At 39.8% G+C, this 24,409-nt stretch carries 25 protein-coding genes; 15 read left to right on the top strand and 10 right to left on the bottom strand.

What is annotated here, in order from left to right; genetic code table 11:
• The first annotated feature begins 183 nt into the window (after window positions 1–183).
• On the top strand, window positions 184–1,581 hold the full coding sequence (gndA, locus tag JXQ92_RS05485; RefSeq protein WP_421985589.1) for an NADP-dependent phosphogluconate dehydrogenase: 1,398 nt from the start codon (window positions 184–186) through the stop codon (window positions 1,579–1,581).
• On the opposite strand, the gene JXQ92_RS05480 is transcribed toward gndA, so the two are convergent.
• Together JXQ92_RS05480 and JXQ92_RS05475 are read right to left on the bottom strand one after the other, a co-directional pair.
• The gene (locus JXQ92_RS05480) at window positions 1,582–2,925 is read right to left on the bottom strand and encodes a GntP family permease (protein WP_421985588.1); all 1,344 of its coding nucleotides are present in this window, start codon (window positions 2,923–2,925) and stop codon (window positions 1,582–1,584) included. It abuts the gene before it with no gap.
• A gap of 31 nt (window positions 2,926–2,956) precedes the next feature.
• Complete coding sequence (locus tag JXQ92_RS05475; protein ID WP_421985587.1) at window positions 2,957–3,451, bottom strand: gluconokinase; 495 nt, start codon at window positions 3,449–3,451, stop codon at window positions 2,957–2,959.
• 93 nt (window positions 3,452–3,544) lie between these two features.
• Here JXQ92_RS05475 and JXQ92_RS05470 point away from each other — a divergent pair, with 93 nt between their 5' ends.
• The 13 genes from JXQ92_RS05470 (at window position 3,545) to sufU (ending at window position 16,363) form a co-directional block, all read left to right on the top strand.
• Complete coding sequence (locus JXQ92_RS05470) at window positions 3,545–3,964, top strand: OmpA family protein (protein WP_421985586.1); 420 nt, start codon at window positions 3,545–3,547, stop codon at window positions 3,962–3,964.
• A gap of 182 nt (window positions 3,965–4,146) precedes the next feature.
• On the top strand, window positions 4,147–5,364 hold the full coding sequence (locus JXQ92_RS05465) for an NAD(P)/FAD-dependent oxidoreductase (protein ID WP_421985585.1): 1,218 nt from the start codon (window positions 4,147–4,149) through the stop codon (window positions 5,362–5,364).
• A gap of 94 nt (window positions 5,365–5,458) precedes the next feature.
• Window positions 5,459–8,458, top strand: a complete 3,000-nt coding sequence (locus tag JXQ92_RS05460) for a WD40/YVTN/BNR-like repeat-containing protein (RefSeq protein ID WP_421985584.1) — start codon at window positions 5,459–5,461, stop codon at window positions 8,456–8,458.
• A gap of 5 nt (window positions 8,459–8,463) precedes the next feature.
• Entirely contained in the window at window positions 8,464–9,867 is a 1,404-nt protein-coding gene (locus JXQ92_RS05455) for a YfcC family protein (RefSeq protein ID WP_421985583.1), read from the top strand.
• Window positions 9,868–9,940: 73 nt separating this feature from the next.
• Window positions 9,941–11,092: an acetylornithine deacetylase gene (gene argE, locus JXQ92_RS05450; RefSeq protein ID WP_421985582.1), complete on the top strand. Its 1,152-nt coding sequence runs from the start codon at window positions 9,941–9,943 to the stop codon at window positions 11,090–11,092.
• Between the two features lie 13 nt (window positions 11,093–11,105).
• Window positions 11,106–11,759, top strand: a complete 654-nt coding sequence (locus tag JXQ92_RS05445) for a peptidoglycan DD-metalloendopeptidase family protein (protein ID WP_421985581.1) — start codon at window positions 11,106–11,108, stop codon at window positions 11,757–11,759.
• Window positions 11,760–11,831: 72 nt separating this feature from the next.
• The gene (locus JXQ92_RS05440; protein ID WP_421985580.1) at window positions 11,832–12,191 is read left to right on the top strand and encodes a nuclear transport factor 2 family protein; all 360 of its coding nucleotides are present in this window, start codon (window positions 11,832–11,834) and stop codon (window positions 12,189–12,191) included.
• Between the two features lie 68 nt (window positions 12,192–12,259).
• Window positions 12,260–12,856 (top strand): nucleotidyltransferase family protein, encoded by a 597-nt coding sequence (locus JXQ92_RS05435; RefSeq protein ID WP_421985579.1) that lies wholly within the window; start codon window positions 12,260–12,262, stop codon window positions 12,854–12,856.
• Between the two features lie 31 nt (window positions 12,857–12,887).
• Entirely contained in the window at window positions 12,888–14,024 is a 1,137-nt protein-coding gene (moeB, locus tag JXQ92_RS05430) for a molybdopterin-synthase adenylyltransferase MoeB (protein WP_421985578.1), read from the top strand.
• Window positions 14,025–14,045: 21 nt separating this feature from the next.
• Window positions 14,046–14,288: a MoaD/ThiS family protein gene (locus JXQ92_RS05425; RefSeq protein WP_421985577.1), complete on the top strand. Its 243-nt coding sequence runs from the start codon at window positions 14,046–14,048 to the stop codon at window positions 14,286–14,288.
• Between the two features lies 1 nt (window position 14,289).
• Window positions 14,290–14,706, top strand: coding sequence for a molybdenum cofactor biosynthesis protein MoaE (locus tag JXQ92_RS05420; RefSeq protein ID WP_421985576.1), 417 nt, complete (start codon window positions 14,290–14,292; stop codon window positions 14,704–14,706).
• 11 nt (window positions 14,707–14,717) lie between these two features.
• On the top strand, window positions 14,718–15,938 hold the full coding sequence (locus JXQ92_RS05415; RefSeq protein ID WP_421985575.1) for an aminotransferase class V-fold PLP-dependent enzyme: 1,221 nt from the start codon (window positions 14,718–14,720) through the stop codon (window positions 15,936–15,938).
• Window positions 15,935–16,363 (top strand): Fe-S cluster assembly sulfur transfer protein SufU, encoded by a 429-nt coding sequence (sufU, locus tag JXQ92_RS05410; protein ID WP_421985574.1) that lies wholly within the window; start codon window positions 15,935–15,937, stop codon window positions 16,361–16,363. Before JXQ92_RS05415 ends, sufU begins: the two co-directional genes overlap by 4 nt.
• A gap of 79 nt (window positions 16,364–16,442) precedes the next feature.
• On the opposite strand, the gene JXQ92_RS05405 is transcribed toward sufU, so the two are convergent.
• From JXQ92_RS05405 to moaA, 7 genes are all read right to left on the bottom strand, one after another.
• On the bottom strand, window positions 16,443–16,814 hold the full coding sequence (locus JXQ92_RS05405; protein WP_421985573.1) for a VOC family protein: 372 nt from the start codon (window positions 16,812–16,814) through the stop codon (window positions 16,443–16,445).
• 67 nt (window positions 16,815–16,881) lie between these two features.
• Window positions 16,882–17,940 carry a WD40/YVTN/BNR-like repeat-containing protein gene (locus tag JXQ92_RS05400; RefSeq protein ID WP_421985572.1) on the bottom strand — a complete coding sequence of 353 codons (1,059 nt, stop codon included), beginning with the start codon at window positions 17,938–17,940 and terminating at the stop codon, window positions 16,882–16,884.
• 107 nt (window positions 17,941–18,047) lie between these two features.
• On the bottom strand, window positions 18,048–18,521 hold the full coding sequence (moaC, locus tag JXQ92_RS05395; RefSeq protein WP_421985571.1) for a cyclic pyranopterin monophosphate synthase MoaC: 474 nt from the start codon (window positions 18,519–18,521) through the stop codon (window positions 18,048–18,050).
• Between the two features lie 4 nt (window positions 18,522–18,525).
• On the bottom strand, window positions 18,526–19,182 hold the full coding sequence (locus tag JXQ92_RS05390) for a hypothetical protein (protein ID WP_421985570.1): 657 nt from the start codon (window positions 19,180–19,182) through the stop codon (window positions 18,526–18,528).
• 7 nt (window positions 19,183–19,189) lie between these two features.
• Window positions 19,190–20,392, bottom strand: coding sequence for a molybdopterin molybdotransferase MoeA (locus JXQ92_RS05385; RefSeq protein ID WP_421985569.1), 1,203 nt, complete (start codon window positions 20,390–20,392; stop codon window positions 19,190–19,192).
• A gap of 3 nt (window positions 20,393–20,395) precedes the next feature.
• Window positions 20,396–20,884: a hypothetical protein gene (locus JXQ92_RS05380; RefSeq protein WP_421985568.1), complete on the bottom strand. Its 489-nt coding sequence runs from the start codon at window positions 20,882–20,884 to the stop codon at window positions 20,396–20,398.
• Window positions 20,885–20,927: 43 nt separating this feature from the next.
• Complete coding sequence (gene moaA / locus JXQ92_RS05375; protein ID WP_421985567.1) at window positions 20,928–21,941, bottom strand: GTP 3',8-cyclase MoaA; 1,014 nt, start codon at window positions 21,939–21,941, stop codon at window positions 20,928–20,930.
• Between the two features lie 26 nt (window positions 21,942–21,967).
• On the opposite strand from moaA, the gene JXQ92_RS05370 reads away from it, so the two are divergent.
• Window positions 21,968–22,957 carry an XdhC family protein gene (locus JXQ92_RS05370; RefSeq protein WP_421985566.1) on the top strand — a complete coding sequence of 330 codons (990 nt, stop codon included), beginning with the start codon at window positions 21,968–21,970 and terminating at the stop codon, window positions 22,955–22,957.
• Between the two features lies 1 nt (window position 22,958).
• Here JXQ92_RS05370 and JXQ92_RS05365 read toward each other — a convergent pair whose 3' ends face one another.
• A complete protein-coding gene (locus JXQ92_RS05365; RefSeq protein WP_421985565.1) occupies window positions 22,959–24,317 on the bottom strand; it encodes a peptidoglycan DD-metalloendopeptidase family protein in 1,359 nt (452 codons plus the stop codon).
• Window positions 24,318–24,409 lie beyond the last annotated feature (92 nt).

Below are 24,409 nucleotides of genomic sequence, written 5' to 3'. Positions count from 1 at the left end.
TATTTTTTTTGGTCGACCTAGCTTGCTTTCTTTGTAAAGACTTAAATCGAAACGCCAGAAAATAGTTCCCAAAACTAGCGAATGACGTGCAATGATAGAAGTCGATTTAGCTTTATGTCGAATTAAATTTAATGATTCTATTAATTCGGCTAAGCAGGGTGCTTTATGTATAGAAATTTGAATATGACAGATATAGAATTTGATTTTGGTTTAGTGGGTTTAGGCGTAATGGGGAGGAATTTTATCCTCAATGTTGCGGATAATGATTTTTCAGCCATTGGGCTTGATTTAGATAAGGAAAAGGTAGACTCATTACTTACTGAAGGTGAAGGACGTGTGGTACATGCTACACAAGACAAAATCGAGTTTATTAATAAACTATCCAGCCCAAGAAAAATAATGCTGCTAGTGCCAGCGGGTAAGCCCGTAGATATTGTGATAAATGATTTGAAACCTCATCTGTCTAAAGGAGATATCATCATTGATGGTGGGAATTCATTTTTCACCGATACCAATAGAAGGTTTGAAGAGTTGGCTGCTGATGGGATTCACTTTTTTGGAGCAGGCGTTTCAGGTGGCGCAAAAGGCGCTCGAAAGGGGCCTAGCATTATGCCAGGAGGCGATAAGCATGCTTATACTTACATTAAACCAATCTTTGAGGCAGCTTCTGCCAAAGTAAATGGCGAACCTTGTGTAGCACATTTAGGGAATGGTTCGGCTGGTAACTATGTCAAAATGGTACACAACGGCATTGAGTATGGACTCATGCAATTGATTTCAGAAGCTTATTCTCTAATGAAGAATGGAATGAGGCTTTCGAATGCCGAAATACAAAGTGCCTTTTCAACATGGAATCAAGGCAGGCTGAAATCTTTCTTAATTGAAATAACTGCTGAGATTTTCGACAAAAAAGATGAATTATCGGAAGGCGATCTTATAGATGCTATTCTGGATAAAGGAAAACAAAAAGGAACTGGTAAATGGACATCGCAAAATGCGATGGATTTAGGTATTCCAATTCCTACAATTGATGCTGCGGTGAGCATGAGAGAAATCTCTGCACTTAAGCCTCAGAGAATGACGGCAGAAACCCTTTATGGAGCCAAAATTGCCCAAACTATTGAATTGACTATCGAACAACTTGAAGAGGCCTTATTCTTCAGTTTCATAGTTACCTATGCGCAAGGTATGCAGCAGTTAGTCTACGCTTCAGACACTTATAACTATGATTTAAACCTTGAAACGATTTCTAAGATTTGGAGAGGTGGCTGCATTATAAGGGCTGAGTTACTAGAGCAAATGAGACTGGCGTTTGACAAAAACCCAAGCCTTAAGAACTTGCTGCTCGACGAGATTTTTGCGGCTATGATTAAGCCTTTAGTGCCTAGTACAGCCAAAGTAGTTTCGGAAGGAATAAATGCACAAGTGCCTTTAGCAGCGATGAGCGCCGGTTTGAACTACTTTAATGCCTTTACATCAGGAAGATTACCAATGAATTTGGTTCAAGCACAACGCGATCATTTTGGCTCTCATACATATGAAAGACTAGATCGGGAAGGTATTTTCCATACCGAGTGGTAGTTAAAGAACCTGATAGGCTATGTAGATTAGTATAAAACTGCTTACCGAAATCATACTAGACTGGATTGTCCAAGACCTAAGCGTTTGTTGAACGGTATGGTCTAAATAGCGATTGACAAGCCAGAATCCACTATCGTTTACGTGTGATAACACGATGGAGCCTGCAGCAATGGCCATCATAAGCAGCGTTTTGTCCATCATAGTTAAATCCATGCCTGGAATAACGGCAGCTACAATTCCCGCTGCGGTAAGCATGGCAACAGTAGCCGAGCCTTGCATGATTCTAACCAGCACTGCTACAAAGTAGGCGAGAAGTACTATTGAAATGGTGCCAGACTTCATGGCCTCTGCAATCATATCGCCAATGCCGGTATTGATCATCATTTGCTTTAACACACCACCAGCTCCCGTTATAAGAATAATAGAGCCTGCTGGCCCGAGAGACCTGTTCGCAACATCGAAAAGTTCTTTTTTGGTAGCGCCTCTTTTGGTACCCAAGAAATACATAGCCAAAAGGGTGGCAATGATCAGAGAAACAAAAGGGTGACCGATAAAACTCACCGTTTCTACCAAAGATCCATTTGGGATAATTCCTTCACCAGCTAGTATTTTTAATAATGAACCCACGAGAATGAGCACTATGGGTAAGCCAAGAATAAAGAAAATAGTTTTCACCAAACCACCATCAAATTTATCATCGACAACATCTTCTTTAAGGTTTTCAATGGCCGTTTTAGGTGTAATAAATCTACTTAGCACTAATCCGCAGATAAGTGAGATGGGTAAACCAATAGCAGCACCTACAACTATGGCATAACCCAAATCTACATTGAGAATTTCTGCTACGGCTACAGGGCCTGGTGTAGGTGGAATAAAGCTATGTGTAATGGCTAATCCGGTTAAAAGCGGAAGGGCATAGTGCAGTACATTCTTACCGCTTTTCAAAGCAAGTGCCTTTACAATTGGAAATAAGATGATAATGCCAACGTCGAAAAAAACAGGAATAGCGACGATGAAACCAGTAACTAATAGTGCTAATCTTGATTTAGCTTCACCGCCCTTTTTAAGCAGAAATTTCGCGAGTGCTTGCGCCCCACCAGAATGTTCTAACAAGGCACCGAAAATAGCACCTAAGCCCACTATAGTGGCAACGAAGGCTAACGTATTGCCCATGCCGCTGGAAATAGATTCAATGATCTTTTCAGCCGAAAGACCTCCGATAAGCCCTACCCAAATACTGGCCACTAAAAGACTTAAAAAGGCATTTAGCTTTAGCCTGATAATGAGTAAAAGTAAAATCGCTATTCCCGAAAGTATAGCAAGGATGAGTTGTAGGTCATGCATGGCGTTTCAAATTGACCAAAAAGCTAATCAATTATATGAAGTCCGCGAAATGATCGGCCGCTAGAATGGTGATTTCATTAGGACTTTGGCTACCAGTAAAAGTGAGCGAGCTTTTGGGTTCTTCTAAGGTGTCGAGCTGTGATTGGATAAGAGAAGTGGGCATGAAATGATTTTCACGTTTTTTGAGCCGTTCAACACCCTCATCATAATTCAGCTTTAAAAAAACATATTCATTAGAAAGTCTTTGACCGAGATAATCTCGATATGATTGCTTTAAGGCAGAGCAAGCCAAAACGAATGTATTTCGGTGTGATTGCTTTACATATTCGACAATGGCACCAAGCCATGGCCACCGATCATCATCATCTAAAGGAACGCCTCTCGACATTTTCTTGATGTTCTCATTTGGATGAAAATCATCAGCATCTAAAAACGGAATACCTAGCTTATCGGCCAGTTTTCTGCCTATAGTAGATTTACCTGATCCTGAAATACCCATGACTATGATGAGTCTCTTTTTTGACATTATCGTATTGAATTTGTTAAAAACACCATTTTCCTGACAATTATAGCGAACAAGCTAAGGATCAATTCGTTGAAAACATTTAAATTAGAGTCTATGCGTTTTGGGCTAATACTTCTTGGTTTTACGATGCTCTGCTTTACCGATGTAAAGGCACAAAAATTTGGCGAGCCCTCGCATGTGCAAAGTATATATTTTGGTGGTGGAAGTTATTACGTGAGCAGGAGACAAACCAAAGAACTCATGAGTTTCTTAGACTCCATACCGAATTTGCACAATTTTGCAATCACCGTACATAGTCATACCGATAACCGTGGTGGAAAGGAATACAATCAATGGCTGAGTACCATGAGAAGTGAAATGGTGATTGAAACCCTTATTGAACATAAGAAGATTAAAAAAGAGGTAATCGAAATTAAGGACTTCGGGTTGTTCAACCCCATTCACGATAATAGCACTTGGGAGGGTAGAAGAAAAAACCGTCGAGTTGACATTATTTTTTGGCTCGCTATATAGCCATAAAAAAGACACTAGAATCGTTATCGCAATAGCTTTAATTATAAGTTTCAAATAGTTTTTCATTAGCAGGGCCTAATTTGGACTTACGACTTTACCTCGCTCAAGAGTTCGTCTTAAATATTAGGTTCGAAAATCAATGAGATATCATGTGCATTGCATATGACTTGATATCTTTGAGCGTGTCCGTTAGAAAAATTGCAATTATTGGAGGTGGTGCAGCTGGATTTTTTGCCGCAATATCAGCAAAGCAACACGAACCCAATGCCCATGTCACTATTTACGAGAAGTCAAATAAACTTTTGGCTAAAGTAAAAGTATCAGGTGGTGGCCGTTGCAATGTGACGCATGCCTGTTTCGAGAAATCCGCATTGGCCAAATTCTATCCACGAGGCGGAAAACAACTAAGAAAGGCTTTCGATCAATTCTATACTCAAGATACTGTCGATTGGTTTACCAATAGAGGTATTGACTTGAAAGTGGAACAAGACAATCGGATGTTTCCTACAACTGATAATTCTCAAACCATCATCGACACACTGATGGATGAGTGTAAAAGATTAGGTGTTAGAATATCTCTAGGTTCAGCCATACGTAGGATTAGTCCACAATCCGAACAATTGGCCCTAACGATTGACAATAAAGAAACACTTTTTGATAAAGTAATAGTAGCCACTGGCGGTAGTCCCAAAAAAGATGGCTTTAACTGGTTGGAAACACTTGGGCATACCATTCAAAACCCAGTTCCTTCACTTTTTACTTTTAACATGCCCAAAGAGAAAATTAAGAGCTTGATGGGGCTATCTGTACCTAATGCAACAGTTAGGGTACAGAAAACGAAGTTAATGCAATCTGGTCCTTTGTTAATTACGCATTGGGGCATGAGCGGCCCCGCTATTCTTAAAACATCGGCTTGGGGGGCTAGACTGTTGTGTGATCTGAATTATCAGTTTATAATCCATGTTAATTGGCTGGGCGAAATATCTGAAGAAGCATTCAAGGAAAAAGTCAATGACCATATGCAGCAATACGGAAAACGATTAATGCGCAATAAGAATCCTTTTTTGTTACCTCAAAGACTATGGGATTATTTGCTCGATAGAATTGCATTGGATGGCGATAAACCTTGGATGGAGATCGGCAAGAAAGGCTTGAATAAGTTGTTGAATGTACTCTTAAACGACCAATATGAAGTTTCAGGTAAAACTACCTTTAAAGAAGAGTTTGTAACCTGTGGTGGTGTTTCACTTTCGGAAATAGACTTCAAAACTATGCAAAGTAAAATCTGTCTAGGATTGTTTTTTGCTGGCGAAGTGTTGGACATTGATGGCGTAACTGGTGGCTTTAATTTTCAAGCTGCTTGGACCACTGGTTTCATTGCAGGAAAACACTCTGAATAATCACTTGTCCATTCAAGGAAATGCAAGACGGAGTTTCGGTGCTTTTATATTATCTTCCAAATCTGATTCAACTGTTCTACATTAATAATTTCAAATGTCTGGAAGAAGCATCCTAAAAGTGATATTACTAACGTTTTTAACTGTTCCAGTGCTTGGGCAGGATATGGCTGATTTACTCAAATCATATCAGTTTAGAAGTGTTGGGCCAAATAGAGGTGGTCGAGTAACTGCCGTTATGGGCGTAGCGTCTCAACCGTCTGTATTTTACATGGGCGCAACTGGTGGTGGCGTATGGAAAACCAACGATTACGGCATTTCTTGGAGAAACGTGTCAGATGGCTATTTTTCTACACCATCAATCGGCGCTATAGCTGTTTACCAAAACCAGCCCGATATTCTTTATGTAGGCACAGGTTCTGATGGAATCCGTTCTAATGTAATTACCGGTAAAGGAGTTTATAAATCGACTAATGCTGGAAAGAAATGGGAATTTATAGGCTTAAAAAATACAGGACAGATTGGTGCTGTAGAAATTCACCCAGATAATCCGGATGTTGTTTATGTAGCTGCAATTGGACAGGCTTTTGGAAAAAATGAAGATCGAGGGATTTATAAAACAGTGGATGGAGGAAAATCTTGGGATAAGATTCTATACCATTCTGATAGTGTAGGATTCTCGGATTTAGAGTTTGCTCCTGACGATCCAAATACGATATATGCAGGCGCTTGGAGAGGTGAAAGAAAACCATGGACAATAATTAGCGGATCTACTGAAGGCGGGGTTTATAAGTCGACTGACGGAGGTGCCAACTGGACAAAGCTTACCAATGGTTTACCCGCAAATCTGATCGGTAAGATAGATTTTGCAGTTTCTGCTGCTGATCCTAATGTAGTTTATGCCAATATTGAAGCCTCTGATGAACAAGGTGGTTTATATAGATCAAATGACAGAGGAGCGAGTTGGGAGTTTGTATCTGATAACTCCAATTTAACGAACAGGCCTTTCTATTACACCAATATTTATGCGAATCCAAGAAATGAGAATGTGCTATATAATAGTGCACTGAGATTCTTAAAATCTGAAAACGGCGGCAAGAGTTGGAGATCGCTAAGAACACCACACGGTGATAATCATGATATATGGATAAACCCAAATGATACATCGATTTGGATTCAGGCAAATGACGGAGGAGCAAATGTTACCTTAAATAATGGTCAATCATGGTCTAGCCAATCAAATCAGCCAACAGCAGAGCTTTATCAGGTAGATGTTGATGATCAAGAACCATATTGGCTGTATGCAGGGCAACAAGATAATTCTACGATGGCTGTTCCGAGTATGCAAACCGGAAATGCCCGCGCTACTATTTTTGGTGTGGGTGGTTGTGAAACTGGCCCTGCCGTGCCAAAGCCTGGTAATTCAGATATTGTTTATTCTAATTGTAAAGGACGTTTTGGCACATTTGACAAACAAACAGGTCAAGAAATGCAGTACTACGTTGGGGCTAGTAATATCTACGGCCATAACCCTAAAGACTTGAAATTTAGATTTCAAAGAGTAGCACCAATACATATTTCACCACATAACCCAAATGTGGTTTACCATACTTCTCAATACGTTCATAAAACCATGGACGATGGAAAAACTTGGCAGATTATTTCTCCAGACCTAACTGCATTTGACGATAAATATCAAGTAGTGCCAGGCGCACCAATAACGAGAGATGTAACAGGTGAAGAGTATTTCAGTACGATTTACGCTATTCAGGAATCTAAGATTAAAGAAGGGCTCATATGGGTAGGCGCAAATGATGGACCGGTGCATGTTACTAAAGATGGTGGTGCAAACTGGGAAAGAGTAACCCCAGATATGCCAATTGGCGGTCGAGTTGATGCCGTTGAACCATCAGTACATAACCCTGCAAAAGCCTATGTAGCAATATTAAGATATCAATTGAATGATTATGCTCCATATATCTATAAGACAGAGGATTATGGTCAGACATGGGAGCTGTTAACTACAGGTGATAATGGTTTGCCAGGAGATTATCCAACACGTGTTGTTCGAGAAGACCCAGAAAAAGAGGGAGTCTTATATGCAGGAACTGAGTTTGGCCTATTCGTTTCTTTAAACGATGGTAAGACTTGGACGCCATTCAACAATAACCTTCCAATTACACCAATTACAGACATGAAAATTCATCGAGATGATTTGGTCATGTCGACAATGGGACGTGGTTTTTGGATACTCGATAACATATCAAGCATTAGAAGTTTAGAGGAAGCCGCTCAAACCTCAGCTTATTTATTCAGTCCTAAAGACGCGATAAGATATCGCATGAATGGAAGAAATAGCCCTAGGTCTGGTGCTAATTTAGAGTATTATATCGCTGATGAAAAGCAAGAAGTAAGACTTGACATCCTTAGTAATTCAGGTAAAATAGTTCGCTCATTTGTGAGTGGAAAATCCGAACCTGCTGTTAATACGGAAGTGGATATGGGTACAGGCTTTAGTAATCCACCAGCATCAGGTGGTTTATCGAATAAGGCTGGTATTAACCGGTTCAACTGGAATATGAGACATCATGGCGGTTGGAATGCTAACCCAAATAGATCTTATATGGGCAATGGACCAATGGTTTCAACAGGTGCTTACAAAGCTCGACTCACTATTGGCGATCAGGTGCTGGAGCAAAGCTTCAATGTTGAATTAGACCCACGATCTACGCTTGTAAACGATCAAGATGTTAAAATGCAAGAAACGCTGGCACTCGGTTTAAGAGAATTTCAAGGTGAAGTCGCTAAACTGATCAAAACCATTAGTGATGAGCGTAAAGCACTGGATAACTCATTGAATCAAGAAAAGGTGAGTAAGAAAAACCAGAAGAAGAAAGAAGCACTTGATGCGGTTTACTACCAATTAGTGACATCTCCTGGTACCTACATGCAGCCTATGCTGAGTGCACAAACAGGGTACCTGAATAGCATGATTTCTAGAGCAGATCAGCAGCCAGGCAAAGATGCTTATGATCGATTTGAAGAATTAAAAGCCAAATTTTTAGAGATTAAGAAGCAATTCGAATCGCTTAAGTAATTTATGTGACTGACTTAACTTCGAATAAATGGTATAAAAAACTGCCGCATCCTATAGTGATGCTGTTTTCTATTATTGTCTTAACGGCAATTCTGAGCCATATTATTCCAGCAGGATCATTCGAACGTGAAATTGTAGATGGTAGACCAAGGGTTGTCCCTAACTCTTATGAGACCATTGAGCAAACACCGCTTTCCTTTTTAGATACATTTTTATCAATCCCAGGAGGGTTTTCTTCCGCTATTGCCATCATTTTTGTGGTGCTATCAAGTGGTATCATGTTCGGAATACTTGAAAAATCAGGAATGATCGAAAATGCAGTTGGTACTTTTATAAAGAAGCTTGGCTTAGAAAGAAGATACCTTGTTGTGATTATCATGACCTATGTCTTTGGAATGCTTGGTGTTTTCGTCGGTTATGAAAACAACATTGCACTGATACCCATTGCGGCCATCACCAGCCTTGCCCTAGGAGGAGATTTAATGCTGGCCGCAGCGATATCGGTAGGAGGAGTGACCGTTGGGTTCGGACTCTCCCCATTCAATCCATATACCGTTGGCACAGGACATACCATTGCCGAAATGCCCATGTTTTCCGGTTGGTTAATTCGATCTATTTTATGCTTTTCGGCGCTGTCCTTTTTAGCCTATTGTAATATTCGCTATTTCAAAAAGATACTTAAATCACCCGAAAAGAGCCTTTCTTTAGGCATTGATACCAGTGGTTTCCAACTGTCAAAACCGCTTAGTGAATATCGTATGACAATTAATAACTGGTTGATCCTTTTGATTTTTGTAGGCGGAATGGCCTTTATGTTATTTGGCGTATTTACCTATAAATGGTATATCAATGAGATCTCAGCCATTTTCATAATGATCTCAATTGCTGCTGGACTTGCTGCTCGAATGAGTGGCAGAACGATCAGCGAAACCGCATTGAAAGCCGTGTCAGTTGTTGCGCCAGGAGCCTTTATGGTAGGTTTTGCTACTTCCATTAAAGTGGCGATGGAGATGGGAAATATCTCTGATACCATCGCATTTTACTTAGCTGAAGGCCTGTCAGGACTACCAGTATATGCATCAGCAGTAGCCATGTCAGGTGCACAATCGGTCATTAACTTCTTCATTCCAAGTGGTAGTGGTCAGGCATTGGCGACCTTGCCAATTATGATTCCGGTTGGGGATGTATTAGGCTTAACAAGACAAACAACCATTTTAGCCTATCAAATTGGTGATGGTGTTACGAATTTATTGAACCCGACGTTGGGAGGCTTAATCGCGATGTTAGCGATGTGTAGAATTCCATTCGATAAATGGTTAAGGTTTATTATACCGGTAGTAGGCGTGATATTGGCCATTGCCTGGACGGTCTTATTGATAACGGTTTTGATCAACTGGGGACCAGCATAAAATATTGTTCAGGAAAGAAGTGTTTAATTAGCATGCATCACGTGAAGGTGTTTAAAGATAAAGTGTACTAATAATGACTGCAGAAGAAATTTTATCGAAGCTAGTTTCATTCCCTGTTTTGGGTGGAGAAAGCAACCTGTCTATTATCCATTGGATTAAAGACTATTTAGAAAAGCATAATGTTGAAGGCGTTCTAGTACCAAATGAAGAAGGAAATAAAGCATCTCTCCACTGTCGAATAGGACCTGCTGTTTCGGGCGGTATCATACTTTCTGGGCATACAGATGTAGTCCCTGTAGAAGGCCAAGATTGGAATACTGAGCCATTTGATTTAATAGATAAATCTGACGGCAAGTTATATGCACGAGGATCATGCGATATGAAGGGATTTGCGGCCTGTTGTTTAGCGGCGCTTCCAGATATGGTTAAAGCAGACTTAAAAAAACCGATCTACTTCGCGTTTTCCTACGATGAAGAAATTGGCTGTTTGGCCGCTCCAGAGCTCGTTCAAGCGATCAATGACTACTATGACGAAAAACCTCAATTTGCCATTATAGGTGAGCCTTCAATGATGATTCCAACTGTAGGTCAGAAAGGTATCTGCATTTTCGAGACCGTCGTTACCGGATCTGAAGGCCATAGTAGTAGAATTAAACAAGAAGTAAGTGCCATTCACGAAGCCATGAGATTGGTTTTGTGGTTAGAAGATAAAATGAATAGCCTAATTGGTGCAGGTAGAATAGACGATCGATTTACACCAAATCACACTTCAATTCATATTGGTAAGATTGCTGGAGGAATAGCACCAAATGTTATCGCCCAAGAATGCAAGTTTAATTGGGATGTTAGAACCATTCCATCTGAAACCCCTCAAGAAATTTTTGAAGAGTTTGAAGTGTATTGTAGGTCGCGAGAAAAGGAGTTAAGAAGTGTTTTTCCTGATTTCGCTATCAAAACAAGTAATATTCATCCTGCTGTTCCTGGGCTTAATACCCAAGCAGATCAAGAAATAGTATCGCTAACTCAGCAATTGGCTAATGAGCAAAAACTTGATGCGGTTTCTTATGCCGCTGAAGCAGGGCAGTTCGCAGAAGGAGGATTTGAAGCAATAATTTGTGGACCAGGTGATATAGCACAAGCACATAGGGCCAATGAGTTTGTAGCTAAAGAACAATTAGATAAGTGTATGAATTTCATGCAAAATTTAATTGCCCATCTTAGATAGACCATTAATTAAAATGGAGATCGAAGCGCTTTTTAGACAGTATAGCATAAAAACTCACCCAGTAGTCAAGTTTAAATCTTGGTTACCCTTAGACCTTAGCGCTGATAATACGGCTTTGTCTACAATTGATCTTAATAGTGAAATAGCTTTTGGGAACTTTATCTTCGACCAGATAAAAGCAAGCGATAAAGCTGTAGGGATCGGAGGATATGGAGAAAATAGAGACCTTTATTCTAGAAGCGATTTATTTGAAGGAGAGGAGCCCCGTACTATTCATTTAGGAATAGATATATGGGCAAAGGCAGGAACTCAAGTCTATTGTCCTTTCGATGGTGAAGTACACTCATTTGCCAATAGGAACACGCACGGTGATTATGGTCCCGTAATCATCTTAAAACATCAATTTGATAACCATCTTTTTTATTCACTTTACGGGCATTTAAGTAAAACCTCTATTGATATTTTAGAAGTTGGTCATAAGTTTTTTACTGGAGATAGACTAGCCACTATGGGTAAGTATGAAGAGAACTTTCATTGGCCACCGCATCTCCATTTTCAGTTAATGAAGGATATAGAGTCCTTTTCTGGTGACTACCCAGGGGTATGCAAGGCAAGTGAGAAAGAAAAGTATTTGTTCAATTGTCCGAATCCATCTTTTCTGATCTAGTGAAAATATTTCGTAATACGTGAACTATTTCTGAGTAATACATGTATGTACATATATATAATTCAATTAGCTATGACATACAAAGAAAGAACACAAGACATTTACAACATGATTGGCCGTGGCCAACTATTAGAGGCATTTGATAAATACTACGCAAACAATGTAGTGATGACAGAACCTAGAGGTTCTTGGGAAGGAAAAGATGCTTGTAGAGCACACGAAGTAGAATTCCTAAGTTATGTCAAGGAATTTCACAATTTGGAGGTTAAATCTATTACCTCTGATGAGGAAAATGGCGTGGTAATGCACGAAACCATGATGGATGTTACATTTCAAGACGGCAACCGTGCTCAAATGGAACAAGTTGGAGTTCAAAAATGGGAAGGAGATCAGATCGTACACGAAAGGTTCTATTATGACAACGCACAATAAGTGCCAATGAAAATACAGAAAAGGAGCTTTGAGCTCCTTTTTTTATGCCTAATTCTCTAGATTTCACTATGAATCGAATTGGAGGCATTTTACTAGCGGCAGGACTCTCTGATCGCATGCAAGGCCCCAATAAAATGCTTCTGCCTTACGGAAACTCTTCGGTAATCGGCACAACTTATCAAGCACTTGCCCAAAGTAGATTATTGAAAACCGTAATTGTTACAGGTAGAGACGCTGCTCAGGTGCAGGATCAAATTCTACTTCAAGGTGACGACCAAATAGTACAAAATGAACTTTTTACAAGTGGAATGACTTCGTCTATCCAAGTGGGGTTAAATGAATTGAAGCCTTTTGAGGCAGTTATGGTGTGTCTTGGCGACATGCCGTTATTGACTTCACAGGACTACAACCTGTTGATCAATACATTTGAGCAAAAATGTGATGCTCATAACATTTTGGTGCCATGGTTTCAAGATCATCGCGCGAATCCTGTGATTTTTGGAAGTGATTATTTTGATGACATTCTTAATCACGCCGAACCCAATGGTTGTTCAGGAATTATAAAGCAAAACGCTGAAAAAGTATTGAACCTAAACGTCGATAATGAGCGTTTTATCACCGATCTTGATACTCCAAATGATTACGAAAAGCTGAATAAAAATTGAGACTAGTGACAAGTAGATATTCTTGATTAAAATGTTAAATAAGGAAGAGCTCATCAGATACAATAGACAGATTATTCTACCCGATTTCGGAGTAGAAGGTCAGGAGAAGCTAAAAAATGCCTCTGTATTGGTGATTGGAGCTGGAGGATTAGGTGCACCAAATTTAATGTATTTGGCAGCAGCTGGCGTTGGACGAATCGGAATCATTGATTTCGATGAAGTGAGTTTATCAAACCTACACCGTCAGGTACTTTTCAAGACTTCAGAAATTGGTCGGTCAAAAGCCGAAGTTTCAAGCAGCAGGCTGTCTGATTTGAATCCAAACGTTGATATTCAAATTTTCAATGAACCGATTAGTTCATCCAATGCTTTGGACATTATCAAAGAGTTTGATTTAGTGGTGGATGGGTCTGACAATTTACCCACTCGGTATTTGGTAAATGATGCTTGCTTTTTCTTAGGCAAACCTCTGGTCTATGGAGCCATATTTCGATACGAAGGTCAGGTTTCTGTTTTTAATCAAACAGACCAGGATGGCGTAAAGGGGCCAAACTATAGAGATTTGTTTCCCACGCCACCACCACCAGAATTAGTACCAAGTTGTTCGGAAGGCGGTGTAATGGGTGTATTACCAGGTATAATTGGTTCTATGCAAGCCAATGAAGCGATTAAGATAATCACTGGCATAGGTACAACACTTTCTGGAAAGTTATTCTTGTTCGATGCATCAGATATGTCGAGCAGAACACTCAATATCACACATCAAGAAAATAATCCATTGACCGGTGATGATCCGAAATTGACTGTGTTAATAGATTATGAGGCCTTTTGTAGTGTAAGTTCAGATCAACCTATCATTCGAAATATTTCTCCAAAGGCATTAAAAGCAATGATAACCAGTGATAACCCCTTTGTGCTGGATGTGAGGGAAGATTATGAGTATGAAATAGCTAATATAGGCGGCACATTAATTCCATTAAACCAACTGAGTGATCGTTTGGATGAAATACCTCGAAACGATCAAGTGATTGTGATGTGTAAAGCAGGTGGCAGAAGTGAAAAAGCGATTCGTCTATTGGAAAAAGAAGGTTTCGATAACCTAGTCAATTTAAGCGGGGGGATTTTAGCCTGGCAGCGTGAAATTGATCCTGCTTTGAAGGTATATTAGCATTAGAAATCTATCATAGGCATGAATATAGAAGTAACGGCATTCGGAATTGCCAAAGACATCTTAAAAGGAAAGCAAGTATCAATTCTTTTGATTGATAATCATACTGTTGGCGGAATGAGGGCTTTACTTACTGAAAAGTACCCGGATTTCGAGAAACTATCCTCCTTAAAGTTTGCAGTAAATGCCGATTATGTAAATGATGATTATGAATTGAAAGTAGGAGACGAGGTGGTACTAATTCCGCCAGTAAGCGGTGGTTGAAATGGAAAATATATTCATAACTGAACATAAATTAGACACCAAAGCATGTACGGATGCAGTAACATACCCTGGAGCTGGAGGTATCGTGGTATTTGTTGGAACAGTTAGAGATCAGACGAAAGGCAAGACAGTAAAACATTTAGAGTTTGAAGCCTATGAAAAGATGGCGCTAAAAGAAATGCAAAAAATTGCTGACTATGCTATCAAGAAATGGTATTTGCATCAAATGGTCATTCATCATCGTACTGGATTGGTGCAAATTGAAGAAGAGGCAGTAGTAATTGCTTGTTCTTCAGCGCACAGAAAAGAAGCCTTCGAGGCTTGTCAATATGCTATAGATACATTAAAAGAAACGGTTCCAATTTGGAAAAAAGAAGTATTTGAAGATGGTGAAGTCTGGGTTTCAGCACACCCATAATTTTATTTCATATGACTAGTATAGGTACGATCAAAGCGCAATTTCCAATCTTCAAACAGGCCACACCTCATGGCCACAGGCTAGTTTATTTAGATAATGCTGCCACATGTCACAAACCACAAGCAGTAATCGATAGCATTACAAATTTTTACGCAAATGACTACGGAACGGTAGGTAGAGCCTCTTATTGGCCTGCCTATAATACTACAAAGCAATTCGATCAAGTACGACACAAAGTGAAGCAATTGATAAATGCCCAACACGCAGATGAAATTGTTTTTACTTTCGGTACAACAGATGGCATTAACAAGCTGGCTAATGCTTATTTAAGACCTAGACTTGAAGCTGGAGACGAAGTAATTGTTTCCGAAATGGAGCATCATGCTAATATTCTCGCCTGGCAACGCGTATGTAATGAGAAAGGGGCTTCAATCAAGGTGATTCCCATGAAAGACACCGGTAACTTGGACTATGAGGCCTACGAAGCACTTTTGAATGATAAGGTTAAGCTGGTGGCTATAACAGGAATTTCGAATGCTTTGGGTGTCAAGAACGACTTGAAAGCCATCGTAAACCGAGCCAAGGCCAAGCAAATTCCGGTTTTTGTAGATGCTGCTCAAAGCTTATCCCATGATCCGATTGATGTAACTGATTTGGGTTGCGACTTCTTGGCATTCTCAGGTCATAAACTATATGGCCCAACAGGCGTAGGAGCGCTCTATGGAAAGAAAGGGCTATTAGAAGCTATGCCGCCAATGAGTTTAGGCGGGGGAATCGTTAAAGAAGTTGGTTTTAAAGAAAGTTCATTTCAGGATTCACCGACCAAACATGAAGGAGGTACTCCCAATATTGCAGGAGTAATAGGGCTAGGCGCATCGATCGATTTTATTAATGAAATTGGTTACGATCAGATTGGAAAACATACCCATATGCTCACGAATTACGCCTTAGAAAAAGTTGGCGGTTTAGACGGTATACAAATTGTAGGAAACGTTGTCGATCGCGCACCAGTACTTTCTTTTGTAATGGAAGGCGTTCATGCCCACGATTTAAGTACCTTTTTAAATGAAAAAGGAATATGTATTAGAGCAGGTCACCATTGTGCGCAGCCACTTATGAAGCGTATGAAACAACCAGCAACCGCAAGAATATCTTTCGCGATTTATAATACAAAAGAAGATGTCGACACACTCGTTCAAGCATTGATAGAAATCAAGGAGTTTGTATCATGAATGATAGAATAAAGGCGCTCTATCAAACCCATATTTTGGCTAATGCCAAAGATGAAAGTCGAATGGGCAAATTGGCAGATGCTACCCATGTATTGGAAGCTTACAACCCCATGTGTGGTGATAAATACACCCTTTACCTTAAAATTCTTAATAACACGATTCAGAAAGCAAGTTTTGAAGGATTTGGCTGTGCCATTTCCAAAGCATCTACAGTTGTATTAACAAAACTGATAGAAGGGAATACGCTTGCGGATATTAAACCTATGATTGATGCTTTTTTTGAATTGGTGAATGAAGATTCCGATCAAAGCCCAGAATCGCTAACTGAAGATGAGGATTTACTCGCTTTTGCTGCAGCGCGAGAATTTCCGGAACGTAAAACTTGTGCTACGTTGAGTTGGAGTGAAATACAAAAAATGGTTTAACCTTGGCTTCTGAACGAAGCGAAGAATCTCTTATTCATCCTTCTTCCTTAGATGCTTCACTGCGTTCAGTATGTCGAACCTAAACGTGCTGATCAATCAGAATGTGATTGCCATCAGGATCAGTTAAGACTACAGAGGCAGGGCCAGAAGTGTTAGCATCAGCTTCTTGTTCCAATGCGATATTGTTTTGCTTCAAGTGCTCTTGTATTGCTCTTACATCATCAAAAGAATCAAGTGTTTGGGCATTTTGGTCCCAACCCGGGTTAAAAGTCATGATATTCTTTTCGAACATACCCTGAAAAAGCCCCACTATGGAGTCTCCATTCTTCATAATGAGGTAATTTCTCTCGATGTCACCTGCAAATACACTAAAACCTAATTTCTCGTAAAAAGCTTTCGAGGTATGAATGTCTTTTACGGCCAAGCTGATTGAAAATGCTCCTAGTTTCATGTGCATAAAGTTTAAAAAGTGATAGGAAGTTGTCTAAAAAGATGCTGAATTCCAATCAAATGCGGGCTTAGTCAACAAAGTTCACGGTTCTAACCGCGCTCAAACTCTGACTTAAGGTTTGCCAGTGCTCTCCTTCATCTTCAGAGAGATAGAGATTCCCATTGTTAGTACCAAAAGCCATTTTTGAGTCCTTTTTACTGAAACCTGCTCTTAATACTAGATCGAAGGCCGCTTCTTGAGGAAGACCATTTCTTTGTGCATTCCATGATTTACCGGCATTGGTGGTTTTGTAAACGGCTAACTTATTTTTAATGGGATATCTGAGACTGTCAGATTGTGCCGGAATGACCCAAGCTGTATTGACGTCATCTTCGTCTATCACTAAGGCAAAGCCATAAACTGCCTCTCCAGAAGAATCCGAAATATCTGTCCATGAGTTGCCATTATCCTCAGATCTATAGATGCCACAGTGGTTTTGTTGCCAAATAACATTCCCATCTTTTGGATGCCTCAACATAATGTGTGGATCGTGACCTATTTCGGTCTCAGAATCAGGTAAAAAGAAAGATTTAAGGCCTTTGTTACTGGATTTCCAATCATTACCCAGATTGTTTGATCTGAATACACCAGCACAGCTAATACCTACTATTAATTCATTGCTATTGTCTGGGTGGGTTACTAGTGTATGCAGAAAAGGACTATTGCTACCTTTTCCACCGCCTTGCCAAGTTGACCTGCTTTTATGTTGTGACAGGCCGGAAAGTTCATTAAACGAATCACCCTCGTCGTCCGATAGAAACAATGCCGCTGGCTCAGTTCCAATATATATTCTCTTGATCGGGCCAATAGACTGGCTCTCAATTTTCCAGATTGATTTAAGCGTAAATGGGCTTTCATTACCAAATCTTGGTGCTTTGACTTCGACGAAATTCTCGCCTTGGTTTTGGGACTTATAGACTTTGGGACCCCAATGCTTGTGGTTTATCGCTACCCACCATACGCTCGTTGTATCTTCATGAAAAGCACCAATGGGCATGCCGATAAATTGAATGTCAGTTAATTTCCATTCACCTTGGATTTGCTCGTAAATGATTAGCCCTTTATCTGTGCCTGCTACTAGTTTCATGCTGTCTTTTTCGTCATTCTGAGCGGAACATGTGAAGCGAAGAATCTTATCAATTCAAAGGACAGGTTCTTCATTGCGCTATGCCTTATTCAGAATAACGGTGGTCATTAAGATTGATAATCCGATTTTCCGCCAGTTTTCTTAAGCAATTTAGTTTCCTTAATTACTATATGGTGAGAAAAAGCCTTACACATATCATAAACCGTTAATGCGGCAACTGAAGCCCCTGTTAGTGCTTCCATTTCTACACCTGTTTTACCAGAACAGCGTGCTTCGGATATAATTTTCACTTCCAATTCATCATTCACACTGATTTGAATATCTACTTTATTCAAATTCAGTTGATGACATAAAGGAATTAATTCTGAAGTCCTTTTGGCCCCCTGAATTCCAGCAATTATGGCGGTTTGAAAGACAGGACCTTTCAAGGTCTTGATCTCCCCGTCATTTATATATGCCTTCATTTCTTCAGGTAGCTGAACTAGGGCTTGAGCAATAGCCGTGCGCTTAGTCGTGTTTTTATCACCAACATCTACCATTGAGGGTGACTCTTCATCTATATGGGTGAATTTTTTCGTCATAGTTTTAATATTCTCCACCAAGACCATGTCCATCTTGATAAAATTGATCCTCCTGATTAAAGAGTGTACCCCAAAAGCTATTCTTATTTGTCTCTTTTATTGTTTTTCTTAGTTCTAAACCTTCTTTTGATTTGAACTGTGGTATAATCATGGTATGGCCGAAAGTAATCTTTTTTATAGCCATAAAGTCACTCGACTTAATCTCGCCAAAATTTCCAAGACTTCGCTTTACTGAGTTCAAGTGTTCTTTAGCTTCTGAGGTTCTTCTAACAAGTCCGAAATTATCCAGTCTTAAGTATCCATTCTCTAACAAGGGGTTGATCACAAAATTCTTTTTGAATAAAGAGAATTTCTTTGAATTGGCTTTATAGATCAGATCAATCAAATATAATGGAGTTAGGGGAGGCAATAGAAGTGTTTCAATGTTACTGTTTTCTTCCTTATGAGCCTTTACAATTTGAATTATCAATTTATGGGCACTGTGGATTGTTGCTCCGTTAAATTTCGCATCAGGTTCTATTAAGCGTTTTTTGTAATTCTCTTCTTGCGTTAATCTCAAATGATTGGAAACTAGGAGTTCTTCTATATTTCTAACCACTGAATTTAACGGTTTTATTCCCCAGAGAAGGTATTCGAGCTGTGTAGCGCTCAAATTGTGCATGAATTTTTTATATGGTCTTTCTGTATTGGACATAAGGATAAACTTCTCCTTTTTTAAAGCTATTCTTGTCGCTCGGTAATATAACAAAGCCATTGGCTTGACTCATATTGGCAAAATCCCCTGAACCGTGACCACGAATTGGGGTAGCTTCTAGTTCTCCCAATTCATTTGATTGTACACTACATTCTAAGAAATAGGTGAGTGGTGGCGGAAAATCAATAACCTGATTCAATTTTACATAGATTGGTTTTCTCCGAATACCTAATGAAAGCTCCAGCCAATGTCTAATGTAGATGTTGGCGCAGGCAAAAGTCGAAACGGGATTTCCGGGTAATGCGAAAACTGTAGTACCATTTGGCGTAGTACCAAACCAAAACGGTTTTCCAGGTCTTTGTTTCACTTTATGGAAGAGTTTTACAACACCGAGTTCCTCTAATACTTCTGGTAGAAAATCGAACTTACCGCGAGAAACGCCTCCCGTAAGCACTAATAAATCAACAGTTTCTATAATTGATGATAACTCACTCTTCATCAATTTCTTATCATCTTTAAGGTGATGTTGTTTGGCGTTGATATTCCAAGTCTTCAAAAGGTCGTGAACGCCATAATTACTTGACCTTCTAATCTGATGATCTAGCGGTGTTTCATCTATCCCAACAAGCTCATCTCCAGTAGTAATAATCGCGGCTTTTGGAGGAAGTAAAACTTCTAAAGTCGGTTTGCCAATAGAAGCGGCAATGATCATTTCGGGAGCACCTAAAACCGTACCTTTTGACAAGACTAGTTCGCCCTGTTTTTTGTCTTCTCCTTTAAAGTGGACGTTTTGCTTGAATTTAATGGTGTCGATATTGACTGTCGCTAGGTCTTCTTCAATAGTGATATCCTCATAGCGGATGACAGTATCCGCATTTAAGGGTAGCATGGCACCAGTCATTATTTGCACGCATTTTGAATTGTCTTCAAGGCTTGCTTGTGGCATACCTGCACCAATTGTCTTTTCTATCTCAAATTGTCGTTGCCCATTCTGATATGACTCATAATTGATAGAAATACCATCCATAGTCACCCTGTCGAAGGGAGGAAAGTCTCTATCAGCATAGAGTGACTCGTTCAATATATAGCTGCTAGCATCCGATAAAGCACGTTTTTCGGTGTTTGGACTAAAAGGGTGTTTTGAGATTATGTCGAGGGCTTCTTCGTATGAAATCATTATTTAATCAGTAATTGGAATCTTTATAGGGACTACGTCCTTTTTTATTATTCTGTTATTGTGAATTTCAAAAATGGAGTATTGGGATAGAGATTCGTTTAATCCAACCTGAAAGTATCTATTACCTTCAAACCAAGTTTCAGGTCTACTTAATTGGAGCCATTCCCTTATTAGCAAGAACCCTTCATTGATTGTGAAAGACTTAACCTCTTTTACAGAACCTAATGTTGATGGATAGATGCTGAGAGTAGATCGATTGAGTGCAGCCGAATAACTAATTGATAACAATACCCTGAAACCAAGTAATTCACTTGAACTACCTTTAATTCTTACGCCACCCCCACCTGGATTATAGACTCCCATTCTGCTACCTTGTTCTTGTTTAAACCAGACATGAACTTCTTGACGGCTAGAATAATTTTTGAAAAGCTCTTTAATCCATTTCGACCTGACATAGTGAGTTAAACCAGTGTTAGCCTTAGTTCGTCTCATGAATTTTATTAAACCCGTTGCTTCGACCATGGCTTCTGATTATTTACCCTCCAATTGTGGCCATAGACTCGAAGGAGCTAGATTCTGATGACTTCTGCTTTTCTGCTTCAAAACCATCTTTGGCTCGCTGATTGAATAGCTCCTTGAACTTGTTTTCGATTTCTTGATCGGTGGCTCCATCTCGCATAAAGTCTCTGAAGCTAAAGCTTCCATTTTGGTACAAGCAAGTCTTTAACTCGCCTTTAGGGGTCAATCTGATGCGATCACAAGTGCCACAAATAGTACGTGTATAACTTGGAATGATGCCAATGCTTCCTTTCGCTCCAGGAATCTGATAGTTATAAGAAGTAGAGTTTTTCTCGTCAGTAAGCTTAATTAGGTTTGGAAAAGCCTTCTTAATATGTGCTAATATCTTATTGTGATTCCACTCAATGGGTGTGTAACCTTTGCTACCACCGTTGAAGGGCATTTCTTCAATAAAACGAACACTTACATTGTCCTGCTGAGTGAGTTCACACATCGGTATGATATCATCCAGGTTATGCTCTTGCATCACTACCGCGTTGATTTTGGTATTAATACCGGCTTCAAGCAAGGCCTTGTAATAGCTCATCACCTGCTCAAACTCATCTCTTCGGGTAATCTTATGGAAACGTTCACGATCGAGACAGTCGAGACTTAAGTTAACGGCATGAATGCCCATTGTTTTTAAGTCTTCTATCTGCTTAAGTGGACCTGTGCCATTGGTGGTGATGCTCAATCGATCAATGCCATCAATTTCCGATACCGTTTTCATGAAAGGAACAAGGTCCTTTCTTACGAAGGGTTCACCTCCAGTAATACGAATTTTAGAAATACCCAGCTTAGCCAAAATGCCAATGAGTCTTTCCATTTCCTCATACGTGAGGATTTGTGATTTCTTACTGAAATTGAGTCCCTCTTCTGGCATGCAGTAAAAGCATCTGAGATTACACCTGTCAGTCACTGCAAGGCGCAAATAATTCAGTTGTCTACCGTGATTATCGAAAAGCAAATTGAGGGTATATTTGTTAACCATTCAAATATACTGGCAAAGGAGACATTATGTTAGACATTCTTACAAGAATAAAGCAACTGGTAGCAGAGAAGGAAGAATTCGCTATGGCAACGGTAGTAAAGACTTGGAGAAGTTCTCCTAGGCAAGCTGGTTCATGTTTAGTCGTAACTAAGTCAGGACAAATGATTGGCTCAGTTAGTGGTGGCTGCGTTGAAAATGCTGTGGTAACCAAGGCTTTGAAGGTTATTGAGACTGGAAAGTCTGAACTAGTGAAATTTGGTATTGCTAATGAAGATGCTTGGGAAGTGGGCTTAAGTTGTGGGGGTGAAGTATGGGTACATATTACACCGTTTTATAGTGCTGATCTATGGAACAGACTAACTAATGCACTAGCGTCTAATAAAGGTATAGCGGTAGTCACTGATCTTTCTAATGGTGATAGATTCCTTTTAGATGAAATTTCTGCTGATAATTCGCTTTATGCTAAGGTCATTGAGGCTTATGATATGCGATCTAATGCCTTGTTATCTCTAGCTGAAACAGAATACTTTGTCCATTCATTCCCGCCAAAGAATAAGATGATATTGATTGGTTCGGCCCATATAACAGCGGAATTGATCGGCTTAGCCAATTTGTATGATTTTGAAACGATCGTAATTGATCCGCGGGACACTTTCGCTCATAAAACAGACTTTAAAACGCCTCCTGATACTTTACATGTTAATTGGCCACAAGAAGTTTTGAATAGTTATGCGCTCGATCAAGAGACCTATGCCGTCATTTTATCACATGATCCTAAAATTGACGATGAGGCTTTAAAGATTTTACTGCCATCGAACGTACGCTATATTGGAGCATTGGGTAGTCGAAAAACACAGGCCAAACGAATTGATAGGCTCAAATCTTATGGATTCACTGATGAAGAGATCAGTCGCGTAAAAGGACCTATCGGACTGAATATAGGAGCTATGTCTGCGAAAGAGATAGCATTAAGCGTAATCGCCGAAGTAGTGAAAGTTAAGAATGGAGTGAATTGATTTAACGAGGTTCGTCTGAATAGCTTCTTCTAGATCGACCTTGATTCTTGTAATTATTGGTAATCCAGCCTTTTTGTCCAGCATCGTTTTCAACAAGCCAAAAGTCTCTATTCTTTCCTAAAATATACAACTGATCATTTGGTTCTACATCGGCTAGGAATGCTCTTCTATCAGGACTTTTTAGAAGTGTACCATCCGAACTGGCGTAAAGTCTTTCTAGCGATCTATCTAGGCCGCTAATTACACTTTTCCTTACATAACCTTCCTGACCATTCGGCAATTCAATTCTAAATTGTGTAGCTGTGGTTCCAATTGTGCGAGCAATCTGGTTTTTAGTTATGCTTACGGTTTGTTTGCCATTAGCATCTACCGACATGCTTGTGGATCTATTAATTCTTACTTCTTGACCAAGCATAGATAAATCACCAGTGACGGGTTTTAAGCGATTACCAGCAGCTCTTAAATGATTGATTGGGTCTGTTGCTCCATTCTTATAGATACCAAAGTGAAGGTGCGGGGGTGTCGTTCTGGCATTTCCTGTATTGCCAACAGTACCCAGGGTATCTCCAAGCTTTATTCTGTCACCTTTCTTTACAAGAATTTTATTCAAATGAGCAAAATATAGGCTTTGAGAGCGTTTTGAGTCATAAAGCCAAACTACATTTCCACCAATACCGCGTTTGCCTGCTGTGCGTACATAACCATCAGTTGGGGCAATAATTGGCGTGCCCCTAGGGGCAAAAATATCTACACCCTCATGTTTTCTTCTACCGCCATCTCTATCGGCGCCCCAAAAACTACCAATTGCTCTATCGGTTTTGCCGGCTACAGGAAACTGAAGCGTTGGTACATTTTGAATGGTGATTTTATATTCGCCACCTCTCAATAATTCAGGTTGAAACCGCAAAACATATGTGGCATCTCGTCTTGGTTCAAAGCCTAATAAAAGCTCCTCACTATCAGCTGTCGCTACATGATGAAGTTTGTTATGTTCATCAATGCGAAACAAGTCTACAAAGGTCTTAGCATCATTTAAAGAGAGTTTTTCCACATTGACCTGTACTTTCTGGCCACGTTTTGCATTGAACTGATAGCCAATGGCTACGGCCTCTTTATCGTCAACATAAATAGCTTCTTCAAAGGGAGAAGTAATTTTAATAGGGGATTCTAAAGATGTTTTTGCACCTTTTTTCCAATCTGCGCCTAGTGCTGTTGAAAGCAAGTTGGCTTCTTCCAAAGCATGTTCATAAGCTTCGTGATCGTTTCTTGGTTTAAATGGAATAGGAACTTTTTCATTTTCACAGCCTAGCACTAAGAAAATAGCTAGGCACAAGCACGCAGTGGTGGTACGTTGCAGCATATTGTTGATTTCAGTTGATATTTTGACCCGTGATAACTAACTCCTAAACGAGGTGTCAGGTTTCATTTACTTCTAGTCAACGAAAAAGCAAG

The sequence above is a fragment of the Roseivirga sp. genome (genome assembly GCF_049099775.1).
In the GTDB taxonomy this organism is placed as follows: domain Bacteria; phylum Bacteroidota; class Bacteroidia; order Cytophagales; family Cyclobacteriaceae; genus Roseivirga.
The sequence above is the reverse complement of the archived record's forward strand: the minus strand, read 5'-3'. Positions and strand labels throughout refer to the sequence as shown.

Coding starts and splice junctions, on each gene's coding strand:
- JXQ92_RS05440 (WP_421985580.1), top strand. CDS start 11,832: ATGACATACAAAGAAAGAACACAAGACATTTACAACATGATTGGCCGT.
- argE (WP_421985582.1), top strand. CDS start 9,941: ATGACTGCAGAAGAAATTTTATCGAAGCTAGTTTCATTCCCTGTTTTG.
- JXQ92_RS05415 (WP_421985575.1), top strand. CDS start 14,718: ATGACTAGTATAGGTACGATCAAAGCGCAATTTCCAATCTTCAAACAG.
- JXQ92_RS05445 (WP_421985581.1), top strand. CDS start 11,106: ATGGAGATCGAAGCGCTTTTTAGACAGTATAGCATAAAAACTCACCCA.
- JXQ92_RS05385 (WP_421985569.1), bottom strand. CDS start 20,392: ATGATTTCATACGAAGAAGCCCTCGACATAATCTCAAAACACCCTTTT.
- moaC (WP_421985571.1), bottom strand. CDS start 18,521: ATGACGAAAAAATTCACCCATATAGATGAAGAGTCACCCTCAATGGTA.
- moaA (WP_421985567.1), bottom strand. CDS start 21,941: ATGGTTAACAAATATACCCTCAATTTGCTTTTCGATAATCACGGTAGA.
- JXQ92_RS05425 (WP_421985577.1), top strand. CDS start 14,046: ATGAATATAGAAGTAACGGCATTCGGAATTGCCAAAGACATCTTAAAA.
- JXQ92_RS05435 (WP_421985579.1), top strand. CDS start 12,260: ATGAATCGAATTGGAGGCATTTTACTAGCGGCAGGACTCTCTGATCGC.
- JXQ92_RS05390 (WP_421985570.1), bottom strand. CDS start 19,182: ATGCACAATTTGAGCGCTACACAGCTCGAATACCTTCTCTGGGGAATA.
- JXQ92_RS05420 (WP_421985576.1), top strand. CDS start 14,290: ATGGAAAATATATTCATAACTGAACATAAATTAGACACCAAAGCATGT.
- gndA (WP_421985589.1), top strand. CDS start 184: ATGACAGATATAGAATTTGATTTTGGTTTAGTGGGTTTAGGCGTAATG.
- sufU (WP_421985574.1), top strand. CDS start 15,935: ATGAATGATAGAATAAAGGCGCTCTATCAAACCCATATTTTGGCTAAT.
- JXQ92_RS05470 (WP_421985586.1), top strand. CDS start 3,545: ATGCGTTTTGGGCTAATACTTCTTGGTTTTACGATGCTCTGCTTTACC.
- JXQ92_RS05365 (WP_421985565.1), bottom strand. CDS start 24,317: ATGCTGCAACGTACCACCACTGCGTGCTTGTGCCTAGCTATTTTCTTA.
- JXQ92_RS05400 (WP_421985572.1), bottom strand. CDS start 17,940: ATGAAACTAGTAGCAGGCACAGATAAAGGGCTAATCATTTACGAGCAA.
- JXQ92_RS05460 (WP_421985584.1), top strand. CDS start 5,459: ATGTCTGGAAGAAGCATCCTAAAAGTGATATTACTAACGTTTTTAACT.
- JXQ92_RS05480 (WP_421985588.1), bottom strand. CDS start 2,925: ATGCATGACCTACAACTCATCCTTGCTATACTTTCGGGAATAGCGATT.
- JXQ92_RS05405 (WP_421985573.1), bottom strand. CDS start 16,814: ATGAAACTAGGAGCATTTTCAATCAGCTTGGCCGTAAAAGACATTCAT.
- JXQ92_RS05475 (WP_421985587.1), bottom strand. CDS start 3,451: ATGTCAAAAAAGAGACTCATCATAGTCATGGGTATTTCAGGATCAGGT.
- JXQ92_RS05370 (WP_421985566.1), top strand. CDS start 21,968: ATGTTAGACATTCTTACAAGAATAAAGCAACTGGTAGCAGAGAAGGAA.
- JXQ92_RS05380 (WP_421985568.1), bottom strand. CDS start 20,884: ATGAGACGAACTAAGGCTAACACTGGTTTAACTCACTATGTCAGGTCG.
- moeB (WP_421985578.1), top strand. CDS start 12,888: ATGTTAAATAAGGAAGAGCTCATCAGATACAATAGACAGATTATTCTA.